The organism is Escherichia sp. MOD1-EC6162, from assembly GCF_002965125.1.
Classification (GTDB): Bacteria; Pseudomonadota; Gammaproteobacteria; order Enterobacterales; family Enterobacteriaceae; genus Escherichia; species Escherichia marmotae.
In genome coordinates this window covers 328,523-350,806 of sequence record NZ_PTSB01000001.1, presented here as the reverse complement: position 1 = coordinate 350,806, position 22,284 = coordinate 328,523, and the positions used below count along the sequence as shown (strand labels likewise).

Annotated in this window: 14 protein-coding genes; 13 read left to right on the top strand and 1 reads right to left on the bottom strand. The window is 52.0% G+C overall.

The features are described 5' to 3' along the window. Positions 1-181: 181 nt before the first annotated feature. The 11 genes from yfhM to A9587_RS01590 all read left to right on the top strand — a co-directional run bounded on the left by yfhM (position 182) and on the right by A9587_RS01590 (position 16,871). Positions 182-5,140 (top strand): alpha2-macroglobulin, encoded by a 4,959-nt coding sequence (gene yfhM / locus A9587_RS01645; RefSeq protein ID WP_105263383.1) that lies wholly within the window; start codon positions 182-184, stop codon positions 5,138-5,140. Then, positions 5,141-7,453, top strand: a complete 2,313-nt coding sequence (pbpC, locus tag A9587_RS01640; RefSeq protein WP_016262256.1) for a peptidoglycan glycosyltransferase PbpC — start codon at positions 5,141-5,143, stop codon at positions 7,451-7,453. A gap of 148 nt (positions 7,454-7,601) precedes the next feature. Then, the gene (gene ndk, locus A9587_RS01635) at positions 7,602-8,033 is read left to right on the top strand and encodes a nucleoside-diphosphate kinase (protein ID WP_000963841.1); all 432 of its coding nucleotides are present in this window, start codon (positions 7,602-7,604) and stop codon (positions 8,031-8,033) included. 149 nt (positions 8,034-8,182) lie between these two features. Further along, complete coding sequence (locus A9587_RS01630) at positions 8,183-9,337, top strand: bifunctional tRNA (adenosine(37)-C2)-methyltransferase TrmG/ribosomal RNA large subunit methyltransferase RlmN (protein WP_000003330.1); 1,155 nt, start codon at positions 8,183-8,185, stop codon at positions 9,335-9,337. A gap of 284 nt (positions 9,338-9,621) precedes the next feature. Beyond that, the gene (gene rodZ / locus A9587_RS01620) at positions 9,622-10,632 is read left to right on the top strand and encodes a cytoskeleton protein RodZ (protein WP_105263382.1); all 1,011 of its coding nucleotides are present in this window, start codon (positions 9,622-9,624) and stop codon (positions 10,630-10,632) included. A 26-nt stretch (positions 10,633-10,658) separates the two neighbouring features. Then, positions 10,659-11,777: a flavodoxin-dependent (E)-4-hydroxy-3-methylbut-2-enyl-diphosphate synthase gene (ispG, locus tag A9587_RS01615; RefSeq protein WP_000551807.1), complete on the top strand. Its 1,119-nt coding sequence runs from the start codon at positions 10,659-10,661 to the stop codon at positions 11,775-11,777. 110 nt (positions 11,778-11,887) lie between these two features. Beyond that, entirely contained in the window at positions 11,888-13,162 is a 1,275-nt protein-coding gene (gene hisS, locus A9587_RS01610) for a histidine--tRNA ligase (RefSeq protein ID WP_105224813.1), read from the top strand. A gap of 17 nt (positions 13,163-13,179) precedes the next feature. Continuing rightward, positions 13,180-13,800 carry an ancillary SecYEG translocon subunit YfgM gene (gene yfgM, locus A9587_RS01605; protein ID WP_016249071.1) on the top strand — a complete coding sequence of 207 codons (621 nt, stop codon included), beginning with the start codon at positions 13,180-13,182 and terminating at the stop codon, positions 13,798-13,800. A gap of 10 nt (positions 13,801-13,810) precedes the next feature. Then, a complete protein-coding gene (bamB, locus tag A9587_RS01600) occupies positions 13,811-14,989 on the top strand; it encodes an outer membrane protein assembly factor BamB (protein WP_105263381.1) in 1,179 nt (392 codons plus the stop codon). A 117-nt stretch (positions 14,990-15,106) separates the two neighbouring features. Beyond that, entirely contained in the window at positions 15,107-16,582 is a 1,476-nt protein-coding gene (gene der, locus A9587_RS01595; RefSeq protein WP_001516872.1) for a ribosome biogenesis GTPase Der, read from the top strand. 67 nt (positions 16,583-16,649) lie between these two features. Beyond that, positions 16,650-16,871, top strand: coding sequence for a zinc ribbon domain-containing protein (locus tag A9587_RS01590; RefSeq protein WP_000422354.1), 222 nt, complete (start codon positions 16,650-16,652; stop codon positions 16,869-16,871). A gap of 634 nt (positions 16,872-17,505) precedes the next feature. Here A9587_RS01590 and xseA read toward each other — a convergent pair. Next, the gene (xseA, locus tag A9587_RS01585; RefSeq protein WP_016249069.1) at positions 17,506-18,882 is read right to left on the bottom strand and encodes an exodeoxyribonuclease VII large subunit; all 1,377 of its coding nucleotides are present in this window, start codon (positions 18,880-18,882) and stop codon (positions 17,506-17,508) included. A gap of 161 nt (positions 18,883-19,043) precedes the next feature. Here xseA and guaB point away from each other — a divergent pair, with 161 nt between their 5' ends. Next, positions 19,044-20,510 (top strand): IMP dehydrogenase, encoded by a 1,467-nt coding sequence (gene guaB, locus A9587_RS01580; RefSeq protein ID WP_105263380.1) that lies wholly within the window; start codon positions 19,044-19,046, stop codon positions 20,508-20,510. A 68-nt stretch (positions 20,511-20,578) separates the two neighbouring features. After that, positions 20,579-22,156 (top strand): glutamine-hydrolyzing GMP synthase, encoded by a 1,578-nt coding sequence (gene guaA / locus A9587_RS01575; protein WP_000138266.1) that lies wholly within the window; start codon positions 20,579-20,581, stop codon positions 22,154-22,156. The last annotated feature ends 128 nt before the right edge of the window (positions 22,157-22,284 follow it).

The window sequence follows — 22,284 nt, the reverse complement described above, 5'->3', positions numbered from 1 at the left end:
AAGCTAAATTGTCGGATGTTTGCCGAAAAGCGACAAGCAAAAGAGACTGATTTGGCTGTCTGAGCCACATTTCTCACTAAAATTCGGATTCTGTAGGCGTGATAGTGAATTACATAACGTCATTTCTCACGCATAATAATTATTCGATGTTGCTAACGGGCCATTGTGGCAGGGATGAGAGATGAAAAAATTACGCATAGCCGCCTGCATGTTAATGCTGGCGCTGGCAGGGTGCGACAACAACGATAACGCGCCAATAGAGGTGAAAAAAGACGCGTCCTCAGAAGTTGCTAAAGACACATCGTCGGGAAATACGAATTCTGCAAAAACCTCCGCGGTAGAGCGACAAAAACTGGCACAACAGAGTGCCGGTAAAGCACTGACATTGCTGGATCTCTCTGAAGTACAACTCGATGGCGCAGCCACGCTGGTGCTGACTTTCTCCATCCCTCTCGACCCGGATCAGGATTTCTCGCGTGTTATCCATGTCGTCGATAAAAAGAGCGGCAAAGTGGATGGTGCCTGGGAGCTATCAGATAATCTCAAAGAGCTACGCTTGCGCCACCTTGAACCTAAACGTGATTTGATCGTCACTATTAGCAAGGAGGTCAAAGCTCTCAATAACGCAACCTTCAGTAAAGATTACGAAAAAACGATTTCTACCCGCGATATCCAACCCAGCGTCGGTTTTGCCAGCCGTGGTTCGCTGCTGCCCGGGAAAGTCGTTGAAGGGCTGCCGGTAATGGCGCTCAACGTTAACAATGTCGATGTTAACTTCTTCCGTGTGAAGCCTGAATCTCTGCCTGCTTTCATTAGCCAGTGGGAATACCGCAATTCGCTGGCGAACTGGCAATCGGACAAACTATTGCAGATGGCTGATTTGGTCTACACCGGGCGTTTTGATCTCAATCCTGCGCGTAACACCCGTGAAAAATTATTGCTGCCGCTGGGCGATATCAAGCCGCTTCAGCAGGCGGGCGTGTATCTGGCGGTGATGAATCAGGCCGGACGTTACGATTACAGTAATCCGGCTACGTTGTTTACGTTAAGTGATATTGGCGTATCGGCCCACCGTTATCACAATCGTCTGGATATCTTTACCCAAAGCCTGGAAAACGGCGCGGCCCAGCAAGGAATTGAAGTCTCGCTATTAAATGAGGAAGGGCAGACGCTGACTCAGGCGACCAGTGATGCACAGGGCCATGTGCAACTGGAAAATGACAAAAACGCGGCACTGCTGCTGGCGCGTAAAGACGGTCAGACAACGTTGCTTGATTTAAAACTCCCAGCGCTGGACTTAGCGGAATTTAACATTGCTGGCGCGCCAGGCTACAGCAAGCAGTTCTTTATGTTTGGCCCGCGCGATCTTTATCGCCCTGGCGAAACGGTAATTCTCAATGGGTTATTGCGGGATGCGGACGGTAAAATGTTACCGGATCAACCTGTCAAACTGGACGTGATTAAACCCGACGGGCAGGTTCTTAGGAGCGTCGTTAGTCAGCCGCAAAATGGCCTCTATCACTTTACCTGGCCACTCGATAGCAGTGCGCCAACAGGCATGTGGCATATCCGCGCTAACACGGGCGATAACCAGTATCGAATGTGGGATTTCCACGTCGAAGATTTCATGCCTGAGCGTATGGCGCTGAATCTGACAGGCGAGAAAACGCCGTTAACGCCGAAAGATGAGGTGAAATTCTCTGTGGTGGGTTACTACCTGTACGGAGCGCCTGCTAACGGTAATACCTTGCAGGGGCAGCTTTTCCTGCGGCCACTGCGTGAAGCGGTTGCTGCATTACCCGGTTTCGAATTTGGTGATATTGCTGCCGAAAACCTTTCCCGATCATTGGATGAAGTCCAGTTGACGCTGGATGATAAAGGGCGCGGCGAAGTTTCTACAGAAAGTCAGTGGAAAGAAACACATTCTCCATTGCAGGTTATTTTCCAGGGGAGTTTACTGGAATCCGGCGGCCGCCCGGTGACGCGCCGTGTTGAACAGGCTATCTGGCCTGCGGATGCGTTGCCAGGGATCCGCCCGCAGTTCTCGTCAAAATCGGTTTACGATTACCGCACTGACAGCACGGTAAAACAGCCCATTGTTGATGAAGACAGTAACGCTGCTTTTGATATCGTTTATAGCGATGCACAGGGCGTGAAAAAAGCCGTGTCGGGCTTGCAGGTGAGACTGATTCGTGAACGTCGTGATTACTACTGGAACTGGTCGGAAGATGAAGGCTGGCGGTCGCAGTTTGATCAAAAAGATCTGATCGAAAATGAGCAAACACTGGATCTGCAAGCGGGTGAAACCGGCAAAGTGAGTTTCCCGGTAGAGTGGGGCGCTTATCGTCTGGAAGTTAAAGCGCCGAATGAAGCGGTCAGTAGCGTGCGTTTTTGGGCCGGATATAGCTGGCAGGATAATAGCGACGGTAGCGGTGCGGTGCGACCAGACCGTGTCACGATGAAACTGGATAAAGCCAGTTATCGACCTGGCGATACGATCAAGTTGCATATTGCTGCGCCAACGGCGGGTAAAGGCTACGCGATGGTCGAGTCCAGTGAAGGGCCGCTGTGGTGGCAAGAGATTGATGTCCCGGCACAAGGGCTGGATTTGATGATTCCGGTCGATAAAACCTGGAATCGACATGACCTCTATTTAAGTACGCTGGTGGTTCGTCCGGGAGATAAATCTCGTTCCGCGACGCCAAAACGTGCGGTTGGCGTGTTGCATTTGCCGCTTGGCGATGAAAACCGTCGCCTCGATCTGGCGTTGGAAACACCAACAAAAATGCGCCCCAATCAGCCATTAACCGTGAAAATCAAAGCCAGCAATAAAAATGGTGAGATGCCAAAACAGGTGAATGTGCTGGTGTCGGCCGTTGATAGTGGTGTGCTGAATATCACTGATTACGTTACACCAGATCCGTGGCAGGCATTCTTTGGTCAGAAACGTTATGGTGCTGATATTTACGATATTTACGGTCAGGTTATTGAAGGTCAGGGACGTCTGGCAGCGCTGCGCTTTGGTGGCGATGGCGATGAGCTGAAACGCGGGGGTAAACCGCCCGTGAACCACGTCAATATTGTTGCGCAACAGGCACAGCCGGTAACGCTCAACGAACAGGGGGAAGGCACGGTTACGCTACCCATTGGCGATTTTAATGGTGAGCTACGAGTCATGGCGCAGGCCTGGACAGCGGATGATTTCGGCAGTAGCGAAAGTAAAGTGGTTGTTGCCGCACCGGTGATAGCGGAACTGAATATGCCACGCTTTATGGCCAGCGGCGATACCTCGCGTCTGACGCTGGATATCACTAATCTTACCGATAAACCGCAAAAACTGAACGTTGCTCTGACCGCCAGCGGTTTGCTTGAACTGGTGAGTAACTCGCCCGCAGGCGTTGAATTAGCGCCAGGCGTGCGAACTACGCTGTTTATCCCGGTACGCGCACTGACGGGCTATGGTGATGGCGAAATTCGGGCCACCATTAGCGGGTTAGTGTTACCGGGTGAAACCGTTGCCGATCAGCATAAGCAGTGGAAAATTGGCGTCCGTCCGGCATTCCCGGCACAAACGGTCAATTATGGTACGGCGTTGCAGCCTGGTGAAACATGGGCGATGCCAACTGATGGATTGCAAAACTTCTCGCCTGTTACGCTGGAAGGACAGTTGTTGTTGAGCGGCAAACCACCGCTGAACATTGCTCGTTATATTAAAGAGTTAAAAGCGTATCCTTACGGATGTCTGGAGCAAACCACCAGCGGCCTGTTCCCGTCACTTTATACCAATGCCGCCCAGCTACAGGCATTGGGTATCAAAGGCGACAGTGATGATAAACGCCGTGCGGCAGTCGATATTGGCATTTCGCGTTTGCTGCAAATGCAACGTGATAACGGCGGCTTTGCGCTGTGGGATAAAAACGGTGACGAAGAGTACTGGCTGACTGCCTACGTGATGGATTTTCTGGTTCGCGCAGGTGAGCAGGGTTACAGCGTGCCGACAGAAGTCATTAACCGGGGAAATGAGCGTCTGCTGCGCTATTTACAAGATCCGGGCATGATGTCGATTCCGTATGCGGATAACCTCAAAGCCAGCAAGTTTGCCATACAGTCTTATGCTGCGCTGGTACTGGCACGGCAGCAAAAAGCACCGCTGGGTGCACTGCGTGAAATCTGGGAGCGTCGTGCAGATGCTGCTTCGGGTTTGCCACTGTTGCAACTTGGCGTTGCGCTGAAAACGATGGGCGATGCGACGCGTGGTGAAGAAGCGATTGCACTGGCGCTGAAAACGCCGCGCAATGATGAGCGGAAATGGCTGGGCGATTACGGTAGCCCACTGCGCGACAACGCGTTGATGCTCTCCTTGCTGGAAGAGAACAAACTGTTGCCAGATGATCAGAACACCTTATTGAACACGCTTTCGCAGCAGGCGTTTGGTGAACGTTGGCTATCAACTCAGGAAAGTAACGCGTTGTTCCTGGCTGCCCGTGCGATTCAGGATTTACCGGGCAAATGGCAGGCGCAAACGTCTTTCTCTGCCGCACCGCTGACAGGCGAGAAAGCGCAAAACAGCAATCTGAATAGCGATCAACTTGCAACTTTGCAGGTAACCAACAGTGGCGACCAACCGCTATGGCTGCGTGTGGATGCCAGCGGTTATCCGCAGTCCGCACCGCTTCCAGCGAATAATGTTCTGCAAATTGAGCGCCATATATTAGGTACTGATGGTAAGAGCAAGTCTCTGGACTCGTTGCGTAGTGGCGATCTGGTGCTGGTCTGGTTGCAGGTAAAAGCCAGTAACAGCGTGCCGGATGCGCTGGTGGTTGATTTGTTGCCAGCGGGTCTGGAACTGGAAAACCAGAACCTGGCGAACGGCAGCGCCAGTCTGGAACAAAGTGGTGGCGAAGTGCAAAACTTGCTCAATCAAATGCAGCAAGCGAGCATTAAGCACATTGAGTTCCGTGACGATCGCTTTGTGGCCGCGGTTGCCGTTGATGAATATCAACCGGTAACGCTGGTATATCTGGCGCGGGCGGTAACGCCGGGAACGTATCAGATGCCGCAGCCGATGGTGGAATCGATGTATGTTCCCCAATGGCGGGCGACGGGTGCGACTGAAGATTTGCTGATTGTCAGACCGTAAATGCCTCGTCTGTTAACAAAACGCGGCTGCTGGATAACGCTGGCAGCCGCGCCTTTTATCATCATTCTGGCGGCGTGGGGAGCAGATAAACTCTGGCCTCTGCCGCTACATGAAGTCAATCCCGCACGCGTGGTTGTGGCGCAGGACGGTACGCCACTGTGGCGCTTTGCTGATGCAGATGGTATCTGGCGTTATCCGGTAGCAATCGAAGATGTTTCTCCACGTTATATTGAAGCACTGATTAATTACGAAGATCGCTGGTTCTGGAAGCATCCGGGCGTAAACCCGTTCTCGGTGGCGCGCGCAGCCTGGCAGGATCTGACTTCTGGTCGGGTTATCTCTGGCGGTAGCACGCTCACCATGCAAGTAGCGCGTCTGCTTGATCCTCACCCCAAAACATTTGGCGGCAAAATTCGTCAGCTCTGGCGCGCGTTTCAACTGGAGTGGCATCTGTCTAAACGTGAAATTCTGACTTTGTATCTTAATCGCGCCCCGTTTGGCGGTACGTTGCAGGGAGTTGGGGCAGCAAGCTGGGCTTATCTTGGGAAATCGCCTGCAAATTTAAGCTATTCCGAGGCAGCAATGCTGGCGGTATTACCGCAAGCACCCAGTCGGCTGCGCCCGGATCGCTGGCCGGAGCGTGCCGAGGCTGCGCGTAATAAAGTGCTCAAACGGATGGCAGTGCAAGGTGTATGGTCCCGTGAGCAGGTAAAAGAGTCAATCGAAGAACCTGTCTGGCTGGCACCCAGACAGATGCCAAAACTGGCACCGCTGTTTTCGCGGATGATGCTCGGTAAAAGTAAAAGCGACAAAATCGTTACTACACTGGATGCAGGCCTTCAGCGGCGTCTGGAAGAACTGGCGCTAAACTGGAAAGGACGATTGCCGCCGCGCAGTTCACTGGCGATGATCGTGGTTGATCATACTGATATGCGTGTTCGCGGCTGGGTAGGATCGGTTGATCTCAATGATGATTCACGCTTTGGTCATGTCGATATGGTTAATGCGATCCGATCGCCGGGATCGGTGCTTAAACCGTTTGTCTATGGTCTGGCGCTGGATGAGGGATTGATCCATCCGGCATCGTTGTTGCAGGACGTCCCCCGACGCACCGGCGATTATCGACCAGGTAACTTTGATAGCGGATTTCATGGCCCGATCAGCATGAGCGAGGCGCTGGTGCGCTCGCTGAACTTACCCGCCGTGCAGGTGCTGGAAGCCTATGGTCCGAAACGGTTTGCGGCAAAGCTGCGTAACATCGGGTTACCGCTGTTTCTGCCCAACGGTGCTGCGCCGAATCTGTCGCTCATTCTCGGTGGCGCAGGTGCAAAACTGGAAGATATGGCAGCAGCGTATACCGCTTTTGCTCGCCGCGGTAAGGCAGGTAAATTGCGCTTACAGCCTGACGCCCCCCTGCTTGAACGCCCCTTAATGTCGCCGGGGGCTGCGTGGATCATCCGCCGGATCATGGCTGATGAAGCGCAACCCTTGCCGGATGGCGCTTTGCCGCGCGTCGTACCACTGGCATGGAAAACTGGCACCAGTTATGGCTATCGAGATGCATGGGCGATAGGTATAAATGCTCGCTATATCATCGGTATCTGGACCGGCAGGCCGGACGGTACGCCTGTTGTTGGTCAGTTTGGCTTTGCCAGCGCCGTACCGCTGTTGAATCAGGTCAATAATATCTTACTGTCGCGCAGTGCAAATCTGCCAGAAGACCCACGTCCGAACTCTGTAAGCCGTGGTGTTATCTGCTGGCCGGGCGGGCAGTCTTTGCCGGAAGGTGACAGTAACTGTCGGCGTCGCCTGGCAACCTGGTTACTGGATGGAAGCCAGCCGCCAACTCTGTTACTGCCGGAGCAGGAAGGGATTAATGGCATACGTTTCCCTATCTGGCTGGATGAAAATGGCAAACGAGTCGCCGCCGATTGTCCACAGGCGCGACAAGAAATGATAAATGTCTGGCCGCTACCGCTGGAACCCTGGCTGCCTGCTCCGGAACGCCGGGCTGTGCGTTTGCCTCCGGCATCGACAATGTGCCCGCCATACGGTCGCGATGCCCAACTCCCGTTGCAACTAACAGGAGTACGTGATGGCACCATTATTAAGCGATTACCTGGCGCTGCTGATGCTTCTTTGCCTGTGCAAACCAGTGGTGGCGCAGGTGAACGCTGGTGGTTTCTTAATGGTGAGCCGTTAACTGAACGTGGGCGTAACGTTACGCTGCGTTTGAGTGAAAAAGGCGATTATCAATTACTGGTGATGGATGAAATGGGGCAAGTAGCGACGGTGAGATTTTCCATGCAGTAGTCTGTTTCACGACGGTTTGTTGCTTAAGCTCGGTTTATTTTAAAAAAATGTTACCTTCATCAATAGTCAACGGCCTTGTTGCTCATTATAATCCGCGCCATCTCGTACGCTGGTACAGACAACAACAGAACAATTTACAGAGGTAAAAATGGCTATTGAACGTACTTTTTCCATCATCAAACCGAACGCGGTAGCAAAAAACGTCATTGGTAGTATCTTTGCGCGCTTCGAAGCTGCAGGGTTCAAAATTGTCGGCACTAAAATGCTGCACCTGACCGTTGAACAGGCTCGTGGTTTTTATGCTGAACACGATGGAAAACCGTTCTTTGATGGTCTGGTTGAGTTCATGACCTCTGGCCCGATCGTGGTTTCTGTGCTGGAAGGCGAAAATGCGGTTCAGCGTCACCGCGATCTGCTCGGCGCAACCAACCCGGCAAATGCGCTGGCGGGTACTCTGCGTGCTGATTACGCTGACAGCCTGACTGAAAACGGCACCCACGGTTCTGATTCCGTAGAATCTGCCGCTCGCGAAATCGCTTATTTCTTCGGTGAAGGCGAAGTGTGTCCGCGCACGCGTTAATAATTTCGTAAATGCCGCGTGCAAACGTGGCATCCGTGCGCCAGAATTTGTACAATGCAGCGCCCCCGGACGAGCAGCCGCTCACCGGGGCGTTTCTTTTTTCAACCCTCCAGGGGCCATAACGTGTAATAACGAGGCCGGAATAGCATATGTCTGAACAATTAGTCACACCTGAAAACGTCACCACGAAAGATGGGAAAATCAACCTGCTGGATCTCAACCGTCAGCAGATGCGGGAGTTTTTTAAAGAGTTAGGTGAAAAACCCTTCCGCGCCGATCAGGTGATGAAGTGGATGTATCATTATTGCTGCGACAACTTTGATGAGATGACCGACATCAACAAAGTGTTGCGCGGCAAGCTGAAAGAGGTGGCGGAAATCCGCGCACCGGAAGTGGTTGAAGAACAGCGCTCATCTGACGGCACCATTAAATGGGCGATTGCCGTGGGCGATCAGCGCGTCGAAACGGTGTATATCCCGGAAGATGACCGAGCCACACTTTGTGTCTCTTCGCAGGTAGGGTGTGCGCTGGAGTGTAAATTCTGTTCCACCGCCCAGCAGGGCTTTAACCGTAACCTGCGGGTGTCGGAAATTATCGGCCAGGTGTGGCGGGCGGCGAAAATCGTCGGCGCAGCAAAAATCACCGGTCAGCGCCCAATCACTAACGTTGTTATGATGGGCATGGGCGAGCCGCTGCTTAACCTGAACAATGTGGTTCCGGCGATGGAAATCATGCTCGATGACTTTGGCTTTGGCCTGTCTAAACGCCGCGTGACGCTCTCTACTTCGGGCGTGGTTCCGGCGCTGGATAAACTGGGCGATATGATTGACGTTGCACTGGCAATCTCTCTGCATGCACCAAATGATGAAATTCGTGACGAAATTGTACCGATCAATAAAAAGTACAATATCGAAACTTTCCTTGCCGCGGTGCGCCGTTATCTGGAGAAATCCAACGCTAACCAGGGCCGTGTTACTATCGAGTACGTGATGCTCGACCACGTTAATGACGGTACTGAACACGCGCACCAACTGGCGGAGCTGCTGAAAGATACGCCGTGTAAGATCAACCTGATTCCGTGGAACCCGTTCCCGGGTGCGCCGTATGGTCGTAGCTCGAACAGCCGTATCGATCGCTTCTCAAAAGTACTGATGAGCTACGGTTTCACCACCATTGTGCGTAAAACCCGTGGTGATGATATCGACGCCGCTTGTGGCCAGTTAGCGGGAGATGTCATCGACCGTACTAAACGTACTCTGCGTAAACGGATGCAGGGTGAAACCATCGACATTAAAACGGTCTGATAGCCATTACGCCACGGTTACTTTATGTACCGTGGCGTAATGTTTTATGAATGTCGCATTAAGTTGCAATTGTCTGATCAATATTAACGGTGCGTTTTTGCTGACTTTAAGGCAGTATGTAACGATGCAACAGTAAGTTAGCTTTGATTCACGTGGGCTTTGTCACGAGCACACAGACAGTCTTATACTGTATGATAAAGGTTAACCTTACAGATGTTTCGCGGTGTGGGTGGGCGTGATGGTTCACCGGCATCCCAATTCTCATTTAAACGTACCTGCAGCGAATGAATACTGAAGCCACGCACGACCAAAATGAAGCACTTACCACCGGCGCTCGCTTGCGTAATGCCCGTGAACAAATTGGACTTAGCCAGCAAGCCGTTGCCGAACGACTTTGTTTGAAGGTTTCCACGGTACGCGACATTGAAGAAGATAAGGCACCAGCCGATCTTGCTTCAACATTCTTGCGCGGGTATATCCGCTCTTATGCGCGTCTGGTCCATATTCCAGAAGAAGAACTGCTGCCAGGGCTGGAAAAGCAGGCACCTCTGCGGGCCGCAAAAGTTGCGCCGATGCAGAGTTTCTCCCTCGGGAAGCGACGTAAAAAACGCGATGGCTGGTTGATGACCTTTACCTGGCTGGTTCTGTTTGTAGTGATTGGCCTGAGCGGTGCCTGGTGGTGGCAGGATCACAAAGCCCAGCAGGAAGAGATCACCACGATGGCTGATCAATCTACCGCGGAATTGAATAATAACCAGAGCCAGAGTGTACCGTTAGATACGGCTACTGATCAGAACAGTACCACTACGTCGCCATCGGCGGCGGAGACCACCGTTACGAACACGCAAGCGCCAGCCGTGACGACGCCAGTTCCTGCTGTAGATCCACTGCAGAACGCGGTTGTTCCTCCTTCGCAGGCGAATGTTGATACTGCGGCCACTACTACACCGGCGGCTCCGGTTGCAACAACGACGCCAGATGCCGCAGCACCATTGCCAACCGATCAGGCTGCTGTAACAACACCAACGGCTGATCCTAATGCACTGGTCATGAACTTTACCGCCGATTGCTGGCTGGAAGTTACCGATGCTACCGGTAAAAAACTGTTCAGCGGGATGCAACGTAAAGGCGGTAATTTGAATTTAGCCGGTCAGGCACCGTATAAACTGAAAATTGGTGCGCCAGCCGCAGTGCAGATCCAGTATCAAGGGAAACCTGTCGATCTGAGTCGTTTTATCAGAACTAACCAGGTTGCGCGTCTGACCCTAAATGCCGAACAATCACCGGCGCAGTAACAGACGGGTAACGCGGGAGATTTTTCATGCATAACCAGGCTCCAATTCAACGTAGAAAATCAACACGTATTTACGTTGGGAATGTGCCGATTGGCGATGGTGCTCCCATCGCCGTACAGTCCATGACTAATACGCGCACGACGGATGTCGAAGCGACGGTCAATCAAATCAAGGCGCTGGAACGTGTCGGTGCCGATATCGTTCGCGTCTCTGTACCGACGATGGACGCTGCAGAAGCGTTCAAACTTATCAAGCAGCAGGTTAATGTGCCGCTGGTGGCCGACATCCACTTCGACTACCGCATTGCGCTGAAAGTGGCGGAATATGGCGTTGATTGCTTGCGCATTAACCCTGGTAATATCGGCAATGAAGAGCGTATTCGCATGGTGGTTGACTGCGCGCGCGATAAAAACATTCCGATTCGTATTGGCGTTAACGCCGGATCGTTGGAAAAAGATCTGCAAGAAAAATATGGCGAACCGACGCCGCAGGCGCTGCTGGAATCCGCTATGCGTCATGTTGATCATCTCGATCGCCTGAACTTTGATCAGTTCAAAGTCAGCGTGAAAGCGTCTGACGTCTTCCTGGCCGTGGAGTCTTACCGTCTGTTGGCAAAACAGATCGATCAGCCGTTGCATCTGGGTATTACCGAAGCCGGTGGCGCACGTAGCGGGGCAGTGAAATCCGCTATTGGTTTAGGTCTGCTGTTGTCGGAAGGCATTGGCGATACGCTGCGCGTATCACTGGCGGCAGATCCGGTTGAAGAGATCAAAGTCGGTTTTGATATTTTGAAATCGCTGCGGATCCGTTCGCGCGGGATCAACTTCATTGCCTGTCCGACCTGTTCTCGTCAGGAATTCGACGTTATTGGTACGGTCAACGCGCTGGAGCAGCGTCTGGAAGATATCATCACCCCGATGGACGTTTCTATCATCGGCTGTGTGGTGAACGGTCCTGGCGAGGCGTTGGTTTCCACGCTTGGCGTCACGGGCGGCAACAAGAAAAGCGGCCTCTATGAAGATGGCGTGCGCAAAGACCGTCTGGACAACAACGACATGATCGACCAGTTGGAAGCACGCATTCGTGCAAAAGCCAGCCAACTGGACGAAGCGCGTCGAATTGACGTTCAGCAGGTTGAAAAATAATAACGTGATGGGAAGCGTCTCGCTTCCCGTGTATGATTGAACCCGCATGGCTCCCGAAATATTGAGGGAAGCGTTGAGGGTTCATTTTTATATTCAGAAAGAGAATAAACGTGGCAAAAAACATTCAAGCCATTCGTGGCATGAACGATTACCTGCCTGGCGAAACGGCCATCTGGCAGCGCATTGAAGGCACACTGAAAAACGTGCTCGGCAGCTACGGTTACAGTGAAATCCGCTTGCCGATTGTAGAGCAGACCCCGCTATTCAAACGTGCGATTGGTGAAGTCACCGACGTGGTTGAAAAAGAGATGTACACCTTTGAGGATCGCAATGGCGACAGCCTGACTTTGCGCCCTGAAGGGACGGCGGGCTGTGTACGCGCCGGCATCGAGCATGGTCTTCTGTACAATCAGGAACAGCGTCTGTGGTATATCGGGCCAATGTTCCGTCACGAGCGTCCGCAAAAAGGGCGTTATCGTCAGTTCCATCAGTTGGGCTGCGAAGTCTTCGGTCTGCAAGGCCCGGATATCGACGCCGAACTGATTATGCTCACCGCCCGCTGGTGGCGCGCGCTGGGTATCTCTGAACACGTTACCCTCGAGCTGAACTCAATTGGTTCGCTGGAAGCGCGTGCCAATTACCGCGATGCGCTGGTTGCTTTCCTCGAACAGCATAAAGAAAAGCTGGACGAAGACTGCAAACGCCGCATGTATACCAACCCGCTGCGCGTGCTGGACTCCAAGAATCCGGAAGTGCAGGCGCTACTTAACGATGCTCCGGCGTTGGGCGATTATCTGGACGAAGAGTCTCGCGAGCACTTTGCTGGTCTTTGCAAACTGCTGGAGAGCGCAGGTATCGCCTACACCGTAAATCAGCGTCTGGTTCGTGGTCTGGATTACTACAACCGTACCGTTTTCGAGTGGGTGACTAACAGTCTTGGTTCTCAGGGCACAGTGTGCGCAGGCGGTCGTTATGACGGTCTGGTGGAACAACTGGGCGGACGCGCAACACCGGCAGTGGGTTTTGCAATGGGCCTCGAACGTCTTGTGTTGTTAGTTCAGGCAGTTAATCCGGAATTTAAAGCCGATCCTGTTGTCGATATATACCTGGTGGCCTCAGGTGCTGATACTCAATCTGCGGCTATGGCATTAGCTGAGCGTCTGCGTGATGAATTACCTGGCGTGAAATTGATGACCAACCACGGCGGCGGCAACTTTAAGAAACAGTTTGCCCGTGCTGATAAATGGGGCGCATGTGTTGCTGTGGTGCTGGGTGAGTCCGAAGTGGCCAACGGCACGGCAGTAGTGAAGGATTTGCGCTCTGGTGAGCAAACGGCAGTTACGCAGGATAGCGTAGCCGCGCATTTGCGCACGTTACTGGGTTAAGGAAGGAGAAGGACAGCGTGGAAATTTACGAGAACGAAAACGACCAGGTTGAAGCAGTTAAACGCTTTTTTGCTGAAAATGGCAAAGCACTGGCTGTTGGGGTGATTTTAGGTGTTGGCGCACTGATTGGCTGGCGCTACTGGAACAGCCATCAGGTTGAGTCCTCACGATCCACTTCTCTTGCTTATCAAAATGCGGTTACCGCAGTGAGCGAAGGCAAACCGGACAGCATCCCGGCGGCGGAAAAATTCGCTGCTGAAAATAAAAATACTTATGGCGCGCTGGCTTCTTTGGAACTTGCGCAGCAATTTGTTGACAAAAATGAACTAGAGAAAGCTGCCGCCCAATTACAACAAGGGTTGGCGGACACGAGCGATGAAAATCTCAAAGCCGTGATAAATCTGCGTCTTGCCCGAGTTCAGGTGCAGCTCAAGCAGGCTGATGCCGCGCTGAAAACCCTCGATACCATTAAAGGTGAAGGTTGGGCTGCTATTGTTGCCGACCTGCGTGGTGAAGCATTGCTGAGCAAAGGTGATAAGCAAGGTGCGCGTAGTGCGTGGGAAACAGGCGTGAAAAGCGATGTTACCCCGGCACTGAGTGAAATGATGCAGATGAAAATTAATAATTTGTCCATCTGAGAGGGACCCGATGCAATTGCGTAAATTACTGCTGCCAGGAATGCTTTCCGTTACCCTTTTAAGCGGCTGTTCGCTGTTTAACAGTGAAGAAGATGTGGTGAAGATGTCCCCATTACCGACCGTTGAAAACCAGTTTATGCCGACCACGGCGTGGAGCACTTCCGTTGGTAGCGGCATTGGTAACTTCTACTCTAATCTTCATCCGGCATTGGCGGATAACGTTGTCTATGCTGCCGATCGCGCTGGTTTGGTTAAAGCGATGAATGCGGATGACGGCAAAGAAATCTGGTCTGTCAGTCTGGCCGAGAAAGATGGCTGGTTATCTAAAGAGCCTGCGTTACTTTCCGGCGGCGTGACCGTCGCGGGTGGTCATGTCTATATTGGCAGCGAAAAAGCGCAGGTTTACGCGCTGAACACCAGCGATGGTACTGTTGCATGGCAAACCAAAGTAGCGGGTGAAGCACTTTCTCGTCCGGTAGTCAGTGACGGTCTGGTTTTGATTCACACCAGCAACGGTCAGTTGCAGGCGTTGAACGAAGCTGACGGCGCTGTTAAATGGACAGTTAACCTCGATATGCCTTCGCTCTCTCTGCGTGGCGAGTCTGCGCCAGCAACTGCATTTGGTGCGGCAGTGGTCGGTGGTGATAATGGTCGCGTCAGTGCTGTGTTGATGCAGCAGGGACAGATGATTTGGCAGCAGCGTATCTCCCAGGCGACCGGTTCTACCGAAATCGACCGTTTGAGCGATGTTGATACTACGCCGGTTGTGGTGAACGGTGTTGTTTTCGCGCTGGCCTATAATGGTAACCTGACGGCGCTTGATTTGCGCAGTGGTCAGATTATGTGGAAACGCGAGTTGGGTTCGGTGAATGATTTCATCGTCGACGGCAACCGCATCTATCTGGTCGATCAAAATGACCGGGTGATGGCGCTGACCATCGACGGTGGCGTTACACTGTGGACTCAAAGCGATCTGCTGCATCGCCTGCTGACGTCCCCGGTGCTGTATAATGGCAATCTGGTGGTGGGTGACAGCGAAGGTTATCTGCACTGGATTAACGTTGAAGATGGCCGTTTCGTTGCCCAGCAAAAAGTTGATAGCTCCGGTTTCCAGACTGACCCGGTTGCCGCTGATGGCAAACTGCTGATCCAGGCAAAAGACGGGACCGTGTATTCCATTACACGTTAATCGTCTCTGTCGTTCACTTTGAAAACGGCTCCTGGACAGGGGCCGTTTTCCTGTTTTTAACAACGACGCGAAAATTGCGGGCGTTGTCTGATGATTTATAAAAATGAGGCTTTAAACATGGTACCTGTGGTCGCGCTTGTCGGGCGCCCTAACGTAGGAAAATCCACGTTATTTAACCGTCTAACTCGCACCCGAGATGCGCTGGTTGCGGATTTCCCGGGTCTGACTCGTGACCGTAAGTACGGTCGTGCGGAAATTGAAGGCCGCGAGTTTATCTGTATTGATACCGGCGGGATTGACGGCACAGAAGACGGTGTAGAAACCCGCATGGCGGAACAATCGCTGCTGGCGATTGAAGAGGCGGATGTGGTGCTGTTTATGGTGGATGCACGCGCGGGTCTGATGCCAGCGGATGAAGCCATTGCCAAACATCTGCGTTCCCGCGAAAAGCCAACCTTCCTGGTGGCGAATAAAACCGACGGACTGGATCCGGATCAAGCAATCGTTGATTTTTATTCACTTGGTTTAGGTGAAATCTACCCGATTGCCGCTTCGCATGGTCGTGGTGTTTTGAGCCTGCTTGAGCATGTTCTGCTGCCGTGGATGGAAGATATCGCGCCGCAAGAAGAAGTGGATGAAGACGCGGAATATTGGGCGCAATTTGAAGCGCAAGAGAATGGCGAGGAAGAAGAAGAGGAAGACGACTTCGATCCGCAAAGTCTGCCGATCAAACTGGCGATAGTGGGTCGTCCGAACGTGGGTAAGTCTACACTCACTAACCGTATTCTCGGTGAAGAGCGCGTGGTGGTTTACGACATGCCCGGGACTACGCGTGACAGCATCTACATTCCAATGGAACGTGATGGACGTGAGTATGTACTCATTGACACAGCAGGCGTACGTAAACGTGGCAAAATTACCGATGCGGTAGAGAAGTTCTCGGTAATCAAAACGTTGCAGGCAATTGAAGATGCCAACGTTGTGATGCTGGTGATTGATGCACGCGAAGGTATTTCCGATCAGGATCTCTCCCTGCTGGGCTTTATTCTCAATAGTGGGCGCTCACTTGTGATTGTGGTGAACAAGTGGGATGGCCTGAGCCAGGAAGTGAAGGAGCAGGTGAAAGAGACGCTGGACTTCCGTCTGGGCTTTATCGATTTTGCTCGCGTGCACTTTATCTCTGCGTTGCACGGTAGCGGGGTTGGCAATCTGTTTGAATCAGTGCGTGAAGCGTATGACAGCTCTACCCGTCGCGTAGGCACGTCTATGCTGACGCGTATCATGACTATGGCTGTTGAAGACCACCAGCCGCCGCTGGTTCGCGGTCGTCGCGTGAAGCTGAAATATGCCCACGCCGGTGGTTACAACCCGCCGATTGTGGTAATCCACGGCAACCAGGTAAAAGACCTGCCGGATTCCTATAAGCGTTATCTGATGAATTACTTCCGCAAATCTCTGGATGTGATGGGTACGCCGATTCGTATTCAGTTCAAAGAAGGGGAAAACCCGTATGCGAACAAGCGTAACACCCTGACGCCGACCCAGATGCGTAAGCGCAAGCGTCTGATGAAGCACATCAAAAAAAATAAGTAATAGTAGGTAAGTACTTATCTATAGTTTCCCTCTCGTAAGTAGGGGGAAACTTATCGAAGGAGTTTATATGGAACTCAACTGCCCAATCTGTCAGAAACCTCTCGAGCGTAATGGTGACATCGCTCATTGTGAAACCTGTGACAAAAATTTCTCTCTCCAGGCATTGTGCCCTGATTGCCATCAGCCTTTGCAGGTACTCAAAGCCTGCGGTGCGGTAGATTACTTCTGTCAGAATGGTCACGGGCTTATTTCCCGCAAACGTGTTGAGTTTGTCCTTCCTGAATATTAAGTTTTATTTAAAATTTATATTCACACTATAAAAAATAAAAATTAGATTTATCAGTGTCTGGTCGATAAACAGATCGGTTAGACCATTTTAATTAAAATTGTATTTATATTTGCTTGAGTGATTTTTCCTTTATGTGTGGAATATACTGCCTGTCATTATTAATTTTTTGTATTGATATATTATTCAGGGATGGTGCATTGGGGGGGCTGTATTGTAATGATGCTGATCTCTGGTGCAGCCATTGCCGCACCGGAGACAAACATTAAACAAAATAACGACCCATAGCTCGAGTTCGGCAGCGAAGCGACCCGACAAGAAGCACAAAATAATAAAGGAACTTCATTTAAAGAACGCAGTGCCGATTACATCACCAACTCTGCAACACAAGGGTTTGAAAAACACATCGACCTCTGTTGAAAACAGAATTACCTTCTGGTGCAGTTGTTGTGGTGGCACCAAATGTCGCCAACGAAACCTGGGCGTTGGGACACTGAGTTGATTCAGGCAAATGTGATATAGCAAAACAGTGTGGAAGTATGAGTAATACGGCAGGGTACATTCAGTGATGCCCGGATTATATCTGGTGTTGGCATGGTGATATTGCCGGATGCGATACTGGCGCATCTTATCCGGCCTACGGATTAGCTGCTTTTTTACGTGGTTTGCGGGTTTTCATAACTGAACTGACTTCGCTGACCACCACGCCATCACCTAACCGCGTGGTCAACGTATCGCCCGCTTTGACCTGCTTAACCTGTTTCAGCACTGTGCCATCGGCGGCGCTGGTTACGCTATATCCACGCGCCAGTGTTGACAGCGGGCTCACGGCTTCCAGGTGTGTTACTGCATTACCAAAACGTTCACGTGTTACGCTAAGTTGTGCGTGTAACACTTCCGCCAGACGATATTCCAGTTGCTGAATCCGCGTTTGCGCGCGATGAATACGTGACTGCGGATTTTGCTGGGTTAGTCGCTGTGTTAATCGCTGCTGTTGCTGTCCGACACGTTTTAGCTGATTTTCCAGTGCAAAGCTCATCCGCTTTTGTAGACGTTCGAGAGTGGTTTGCTGACGCGCCAGCCGTAGCTGTGGGTGCTGCTGCTGTAATCGATGATGAATCTGTGTAAAACGCCGGGTGCGATTGGCGAGATAATAATCCATCGCCATCTCCAGTCGCTGACGGGCAGATTGCACCTGACGGAGTAATTCTTGCTGATTACGGCTCACCACTTCGGCGGCAGCCGATGGTGTGGGTGCTCGTAAATCGGCAACAAAATCGGCAATGGTCACATCAGTTTCATGTCCAACGGCGCTGACAACCGGAATGTGACTGGCAAAAATCGCCCGCGCTACGCGTTCGTCGTTAAAACTCCATAAATCTTCCAGCGACCCGCCGCCGCGCCCGACAATCAATACGTCGCACTCGTTGCGCTTATTCGCCAGTTCAATGGCGCGAACAATTTGCCCAGGCGCATCATCACCCTGTACGGCGGTAGGATAGATGATCACGGGTAGAGACGGATCGCGGCGTTTAAGCACATGCAAAATATCGTGCAACGCGGCACCGGTTTTTGAGGTGATGACACCTACACAGTGCGCGGGGGAGGGGAGCGGCTTCTTAAACTGTTGATCGAACAAACCTTCAGCCTGCAATTTCGCTTTTAGTTGTTCATACTTCTGTTGCAACAAGCCTTCACCGGCGGGCTGCATACTTTCAACGATTATCTGATAGTCACCACGCGGCTCATACAGCGTAATATTAGCGCGAACCAGCACCTGTTGCCCGTGCTGTGGGCGAAAGGCTACCCGGCGGTTGCTGTTACGGAACATTGCGCAGCGCACCTGGGCGGTATCGTCTTTGAGCGTAAAATACCAGTGACCGGAAGCCGGTTGCGTGAAGTTAGATATTTCACCGCTGATCCATACCTGTCCCATCTCATGCTCAAGCAGCAGACGAACCGTTTGATTCAGGCGACTAACGGTAAAAATTGCAGGGGATTGAGAAGGTAACATGTGAGCGAGATCAAATTCTAAATCAGCAAGTTATTCAGTCGATAGTAACCCGCCAGCAGGGGATAGCAAGCATTTTTTGCAAAAAGGGGTAGATGCAATCGGTTACGCTCTGTATAATGCCGCGGCAATATTTATTAACCACTCTGGTCGAGATATTGCCCATGCTACGTATCGTTAAAGAAGCTCTGACGTTTGACGACGTTCTCCTCGTTCCTGCTCATTCTACCGTCCTGCCGAATACCGCTGACCTCAGCACTCAACTGACGAAAACTATTCGTCTGAACATCCCTATGCTTTCCGCAGCAATGGATACCGTAACGGAAGCGCGCCTGGCTATTGCCCTGGCTCAGGAAGGCGGTATTGGCTTTATCCACAAAAACATGTCCATTGAACGCCAGGCGGAAGAAGTTCGCCGCGTGAAAAAACACGAGTCTGGCGTGGTGACTGACCCGCAGACTGTTCTGCCAACCACGACTCTGCGCGAGGTGAAAGAACTGACCGAGCGTAACGGTTTTGCTGGCTACCCGGTAGTAACCGAAGAAAACGAACTGGTTGGTATCATCACCGGTCGTGACGTGCGTTTTGTGACCGACCTGAATCAGCCGGTTAGCGTTTACATGACGCCGAAAGAGCGTCTGGTGACCGTGCGTGAAGGCGAAGCCCGTGAAGTTGTGCTGACCAAAATGCACGAAAAACGCGTTGAGAAAGCGCTGGTGGTTGATGATGAATTCCACCTGATTGGCATGATCACCGTGAAAGATTTCCAGAAAGCGGAGCGTAAACCGAACGCCTGTAAAGACGAGCAAGGCCGTCTGCGTGTTGGTGCGGCGGTTGGTGCTGGCGCAGGTAACGAAGAGCGTGTTGATGCGCTGGTGGCCGCTGGTGTTGACGTTCTGCTGATCGACTCCTCTCATGGTCACTCTGAAGGTGTTCTGCAACGTATTCGCGAAACCCGAGCCAAATACCCGGATCTGCAAATCATCGGCGGTAACGTCGCCACTGCTGCAGGCGCTCGTGCGCTGGCGGAAGCCGGTTGTAGCGCGGTTAAAGTTGGTATCGGCCCTGGTTCTATTTGTACCACCCGTATCGTCACTGGCGTAGGTGTTCCGCAGATCACCGCCGTTGCTGACGCAGTAGAAGCCCTGGAAGGCACCGGTATTCCAGTTATCGCTGACGGTGGTATTCGCTTCTCCGGCGATATCGCTAAAGCTATCGCTGCTGGCGCAAGCGCGGTGATGGTAGGCTCCATGCTGGCAGGTACGGAAGAATCTCCGGGTGAAATCGAACTCTACCAGGGCCGTTCTTATAAATCTTACCGTGGTATGGGCTCTCTGGGCGCGATGTCCAAAGGTTCTTCTGACCGTTACTTCCAGAGCGACAACGCCGCTGACAAACTGGTGCCAGAAGGCATCGAAGGCCGTGTGGCTTACAAAGGTCGCCTGAAAGAGATCATCCACCAGCAGATGGGCGGTCTGCGCTCCTGTATGGGCCTGACCGGCTGTGGTACTATCGACGAACTGCGTACTAAAGCGGAGTTTGTACGTATCAGCGGTGCTGGCATTCAGGAAAGCCACGTTCATGACGTGACCATCACCAAAGAGTCCCCGAACTACCGTATGGGCTCCTGATTCTCTTCGCCCGACTTCATGTCGGGCGATTTATATTATCTGTTTCACTTGCCTCGGAATAAGCGTCAATGACGGAAAACATTCATAAGCATCGCATCCTCATTCTGGACTTCGGTTCACAGTACACCCAACTGGTTGCGCGCCGCGTGCGTGAGCTGGGCGTTTACTGTGAACTGTGGGCATGGGATGTGACAGAAGCACAAATTCGTGACTTCAACCCAAGCGGCATTATTCTTTCCGGCGGCCCGGAAAGCACCACCGAAGAAAACAGCCCGCGAGCGCCGCAGTATGTCTTTGAAGCAGGCGTACCGGTATTCGGCGTTTGCTATGGTATGCAGACCATGGCGATGCAGTTAGGTGGCCATGTTGAAGCCTCTAACGAGCGTGAGTTTGGTTATGCACAGGTTGAAGTACAAACTGATAGCGCGCTCATTCGTGGCATCGAAGATGCGTTAAGTGCAGACGGCAAACCGCTGCTTGACGTGTGGATGAGCCACGGCGATAAGGTAACTGCAATTCCTGAGGGTTTCGTTACCGTAGCCAGCACCGAAAGTTGCCCGTTTGCCATAATGGCTAACGAAGAAAAACGTTTCTATGGCGTACAGTTCCACCCGGAAGTGACTCACACCCGTCAGGGGATGCGTATGCTGGAGCGTTTTGTGCGCGATATTTGCCAATGTGAAGCACTGTGGACACCAGCAAAAATTATCGATGACGCCGTAGCCCGCATTCGCGAGCAGGTGGGCGATGATAAAGTGATCCTTGGCCTCTCTGGTGGCGTGGACTCTTCTGTTACTGCGATGCTTCTGCACCGTGCTATCGGTAAAAACCTGACCTGCGTATTCGTCGACAACGGCCTGCTGCGTCTGAATGAAGCTGAACAGGTAATGGATATGTTTGGTGATCGCTTCGGCCTGAACATCATTCACGTTCCGGCAGAAGAGCGTTTCCTGGCTGCGCTGGCGGGTGAAAACGATCCGGAAGCTAAACGTAAAATCATCGGTCGCGTCTTCGTTGAAGTATTCGATGAAGAAGCGCTGAAACTGGAAGATGTAAAGTGGCTGGCGCAGGGGACTATCTACCCTGACGTTATTGAATCCGCCGCTTCTGCGACGGGTAAAGCGCACGTTATCAAATCTCACCACAACGTAGGCGGCCTGCCGAAAGAGATGAAGATGGGCCTGGTTGAACCGCTGAAAGAGCTGTTCAAAGACGAAGTGCGTAAGATTGGTCTGGAGCTGGGTCTGCCGTACGACATGCTGTACCGCCACCCGTTCCCGGGGCCTGGCCTTGGCGTTCGCGTGTTGGGTGAAGTGAAGAAAGAGTACTGCGACCTGCTGCGCCGTGCGGATGCCATCTTCATTGAAGAACTGCGTAAAGCTGATCTGTACGACAAAGTCAGCCAGGCATTCACTGTCTTCCTGCCAGTACGCTCCGTAGGCGTAATGGGCGATGGTCGTAAATATGACTGGGTTGTCTCTCTGCGTGCTGTCGAAACCATCGACTTTATGACCGCACACTGGGCGCACCTGCCGTATGATTTCTTAGGGCGCGTTTCCAACCGTATTATCAATGAAGTGAATGGTATTTCCCGCGTGGTGTATGACATCAGCGGTAAGCCGCCAGCTACTATTGAGTGGGAATAAACCCGAACACTAAATGCTGAGGTTTTCTATTCGTACGAGGCTTCAGCATATTTTGGTAACAAAACCCTCTGTTCATCCACTGGAGGGTTTTTTATGCAATTAAAAAGCCCATAATCCTCACGAATTAC

Bases quoted from the DNA above. Each gene is read 5' to 3' on its own strand.
- yfhM (WP_105263383.1), top strand. From the start codon at position 182: ATGAAAAAATTACGCATAGCCGCCTGCATGTTAATGCTGGCGCTGGCA.
- pbpC (WP_016262256.1), top strand. From the start codon at position 5,141: ATGCCTCGTCTGTTAACAAAACGCGGCTGCTGGATAACGCTGGCAGCC.
- ndk (WP_000963841.1), top strand. From the start codon at position 7,602: ATGGCTATTGAACGTACTTTTTCCATCATCAAACCGAACGCGGTAGCA.
- A9587_RS01630 (WP_000003330.1), top strand. From the start codon at position 8,183: ATGTCTGAACAATTAGTCACACCTGAAAACGTCACCACGAAAGATGGG.
- rodZ (WP_105263382.1), top strand. From the start codon at position 9,622: ATGAATACTGAAGCCACGCACGACCAAAATGAAGCACTTACCACCGGC.
- ispG (WP_000551807.1), top strand. From the start codon at position 10,659: ATGCATAACCAGGCTCCAATTCAACGTAGAAAATCAACACGTATTTAC.
- bamB (WP_105263381.1), top strand. From the start codon at position 13,811: ATGCAATTGCGTAAATTACTGCTGCCAGGAATGCTTTCCGTTACCCTT.
- der (WP_001516872.1), top strand. From the start codon at position 15,107: ATGGTACCTGTGGTCGCGCTTGTCGGGCGCCCTAACGTAGGAAAATCC.
- A9587_RS01590 (WP_000422354.1), top strand. From the start codon at position 16,650: ATGGAACTCAACTGCCCAATCTGTCAGAAACCTCTCGAGCGTAATGGT.
- xseA (WP_016249069.1), bottom strand. From the start codon at position 18,882: ATGTTACCTTCTCAATCCCCTGCAATTTTTACCGTTAGTCGCCTGAAT.
- guaB (WP_105263380.1), top strand. From the start codon at position 19,044: ATGCTACGTATCGTTAAAGAAGCTCTGACGTTTGACGACGTTCTCCTC.
- guaA (WP_000138266.1), top strand. From the start codon at position 20,579: ATGACGGAAAACATTCATAAGCATCGCATCCTCATTCTGGACTTCGGT.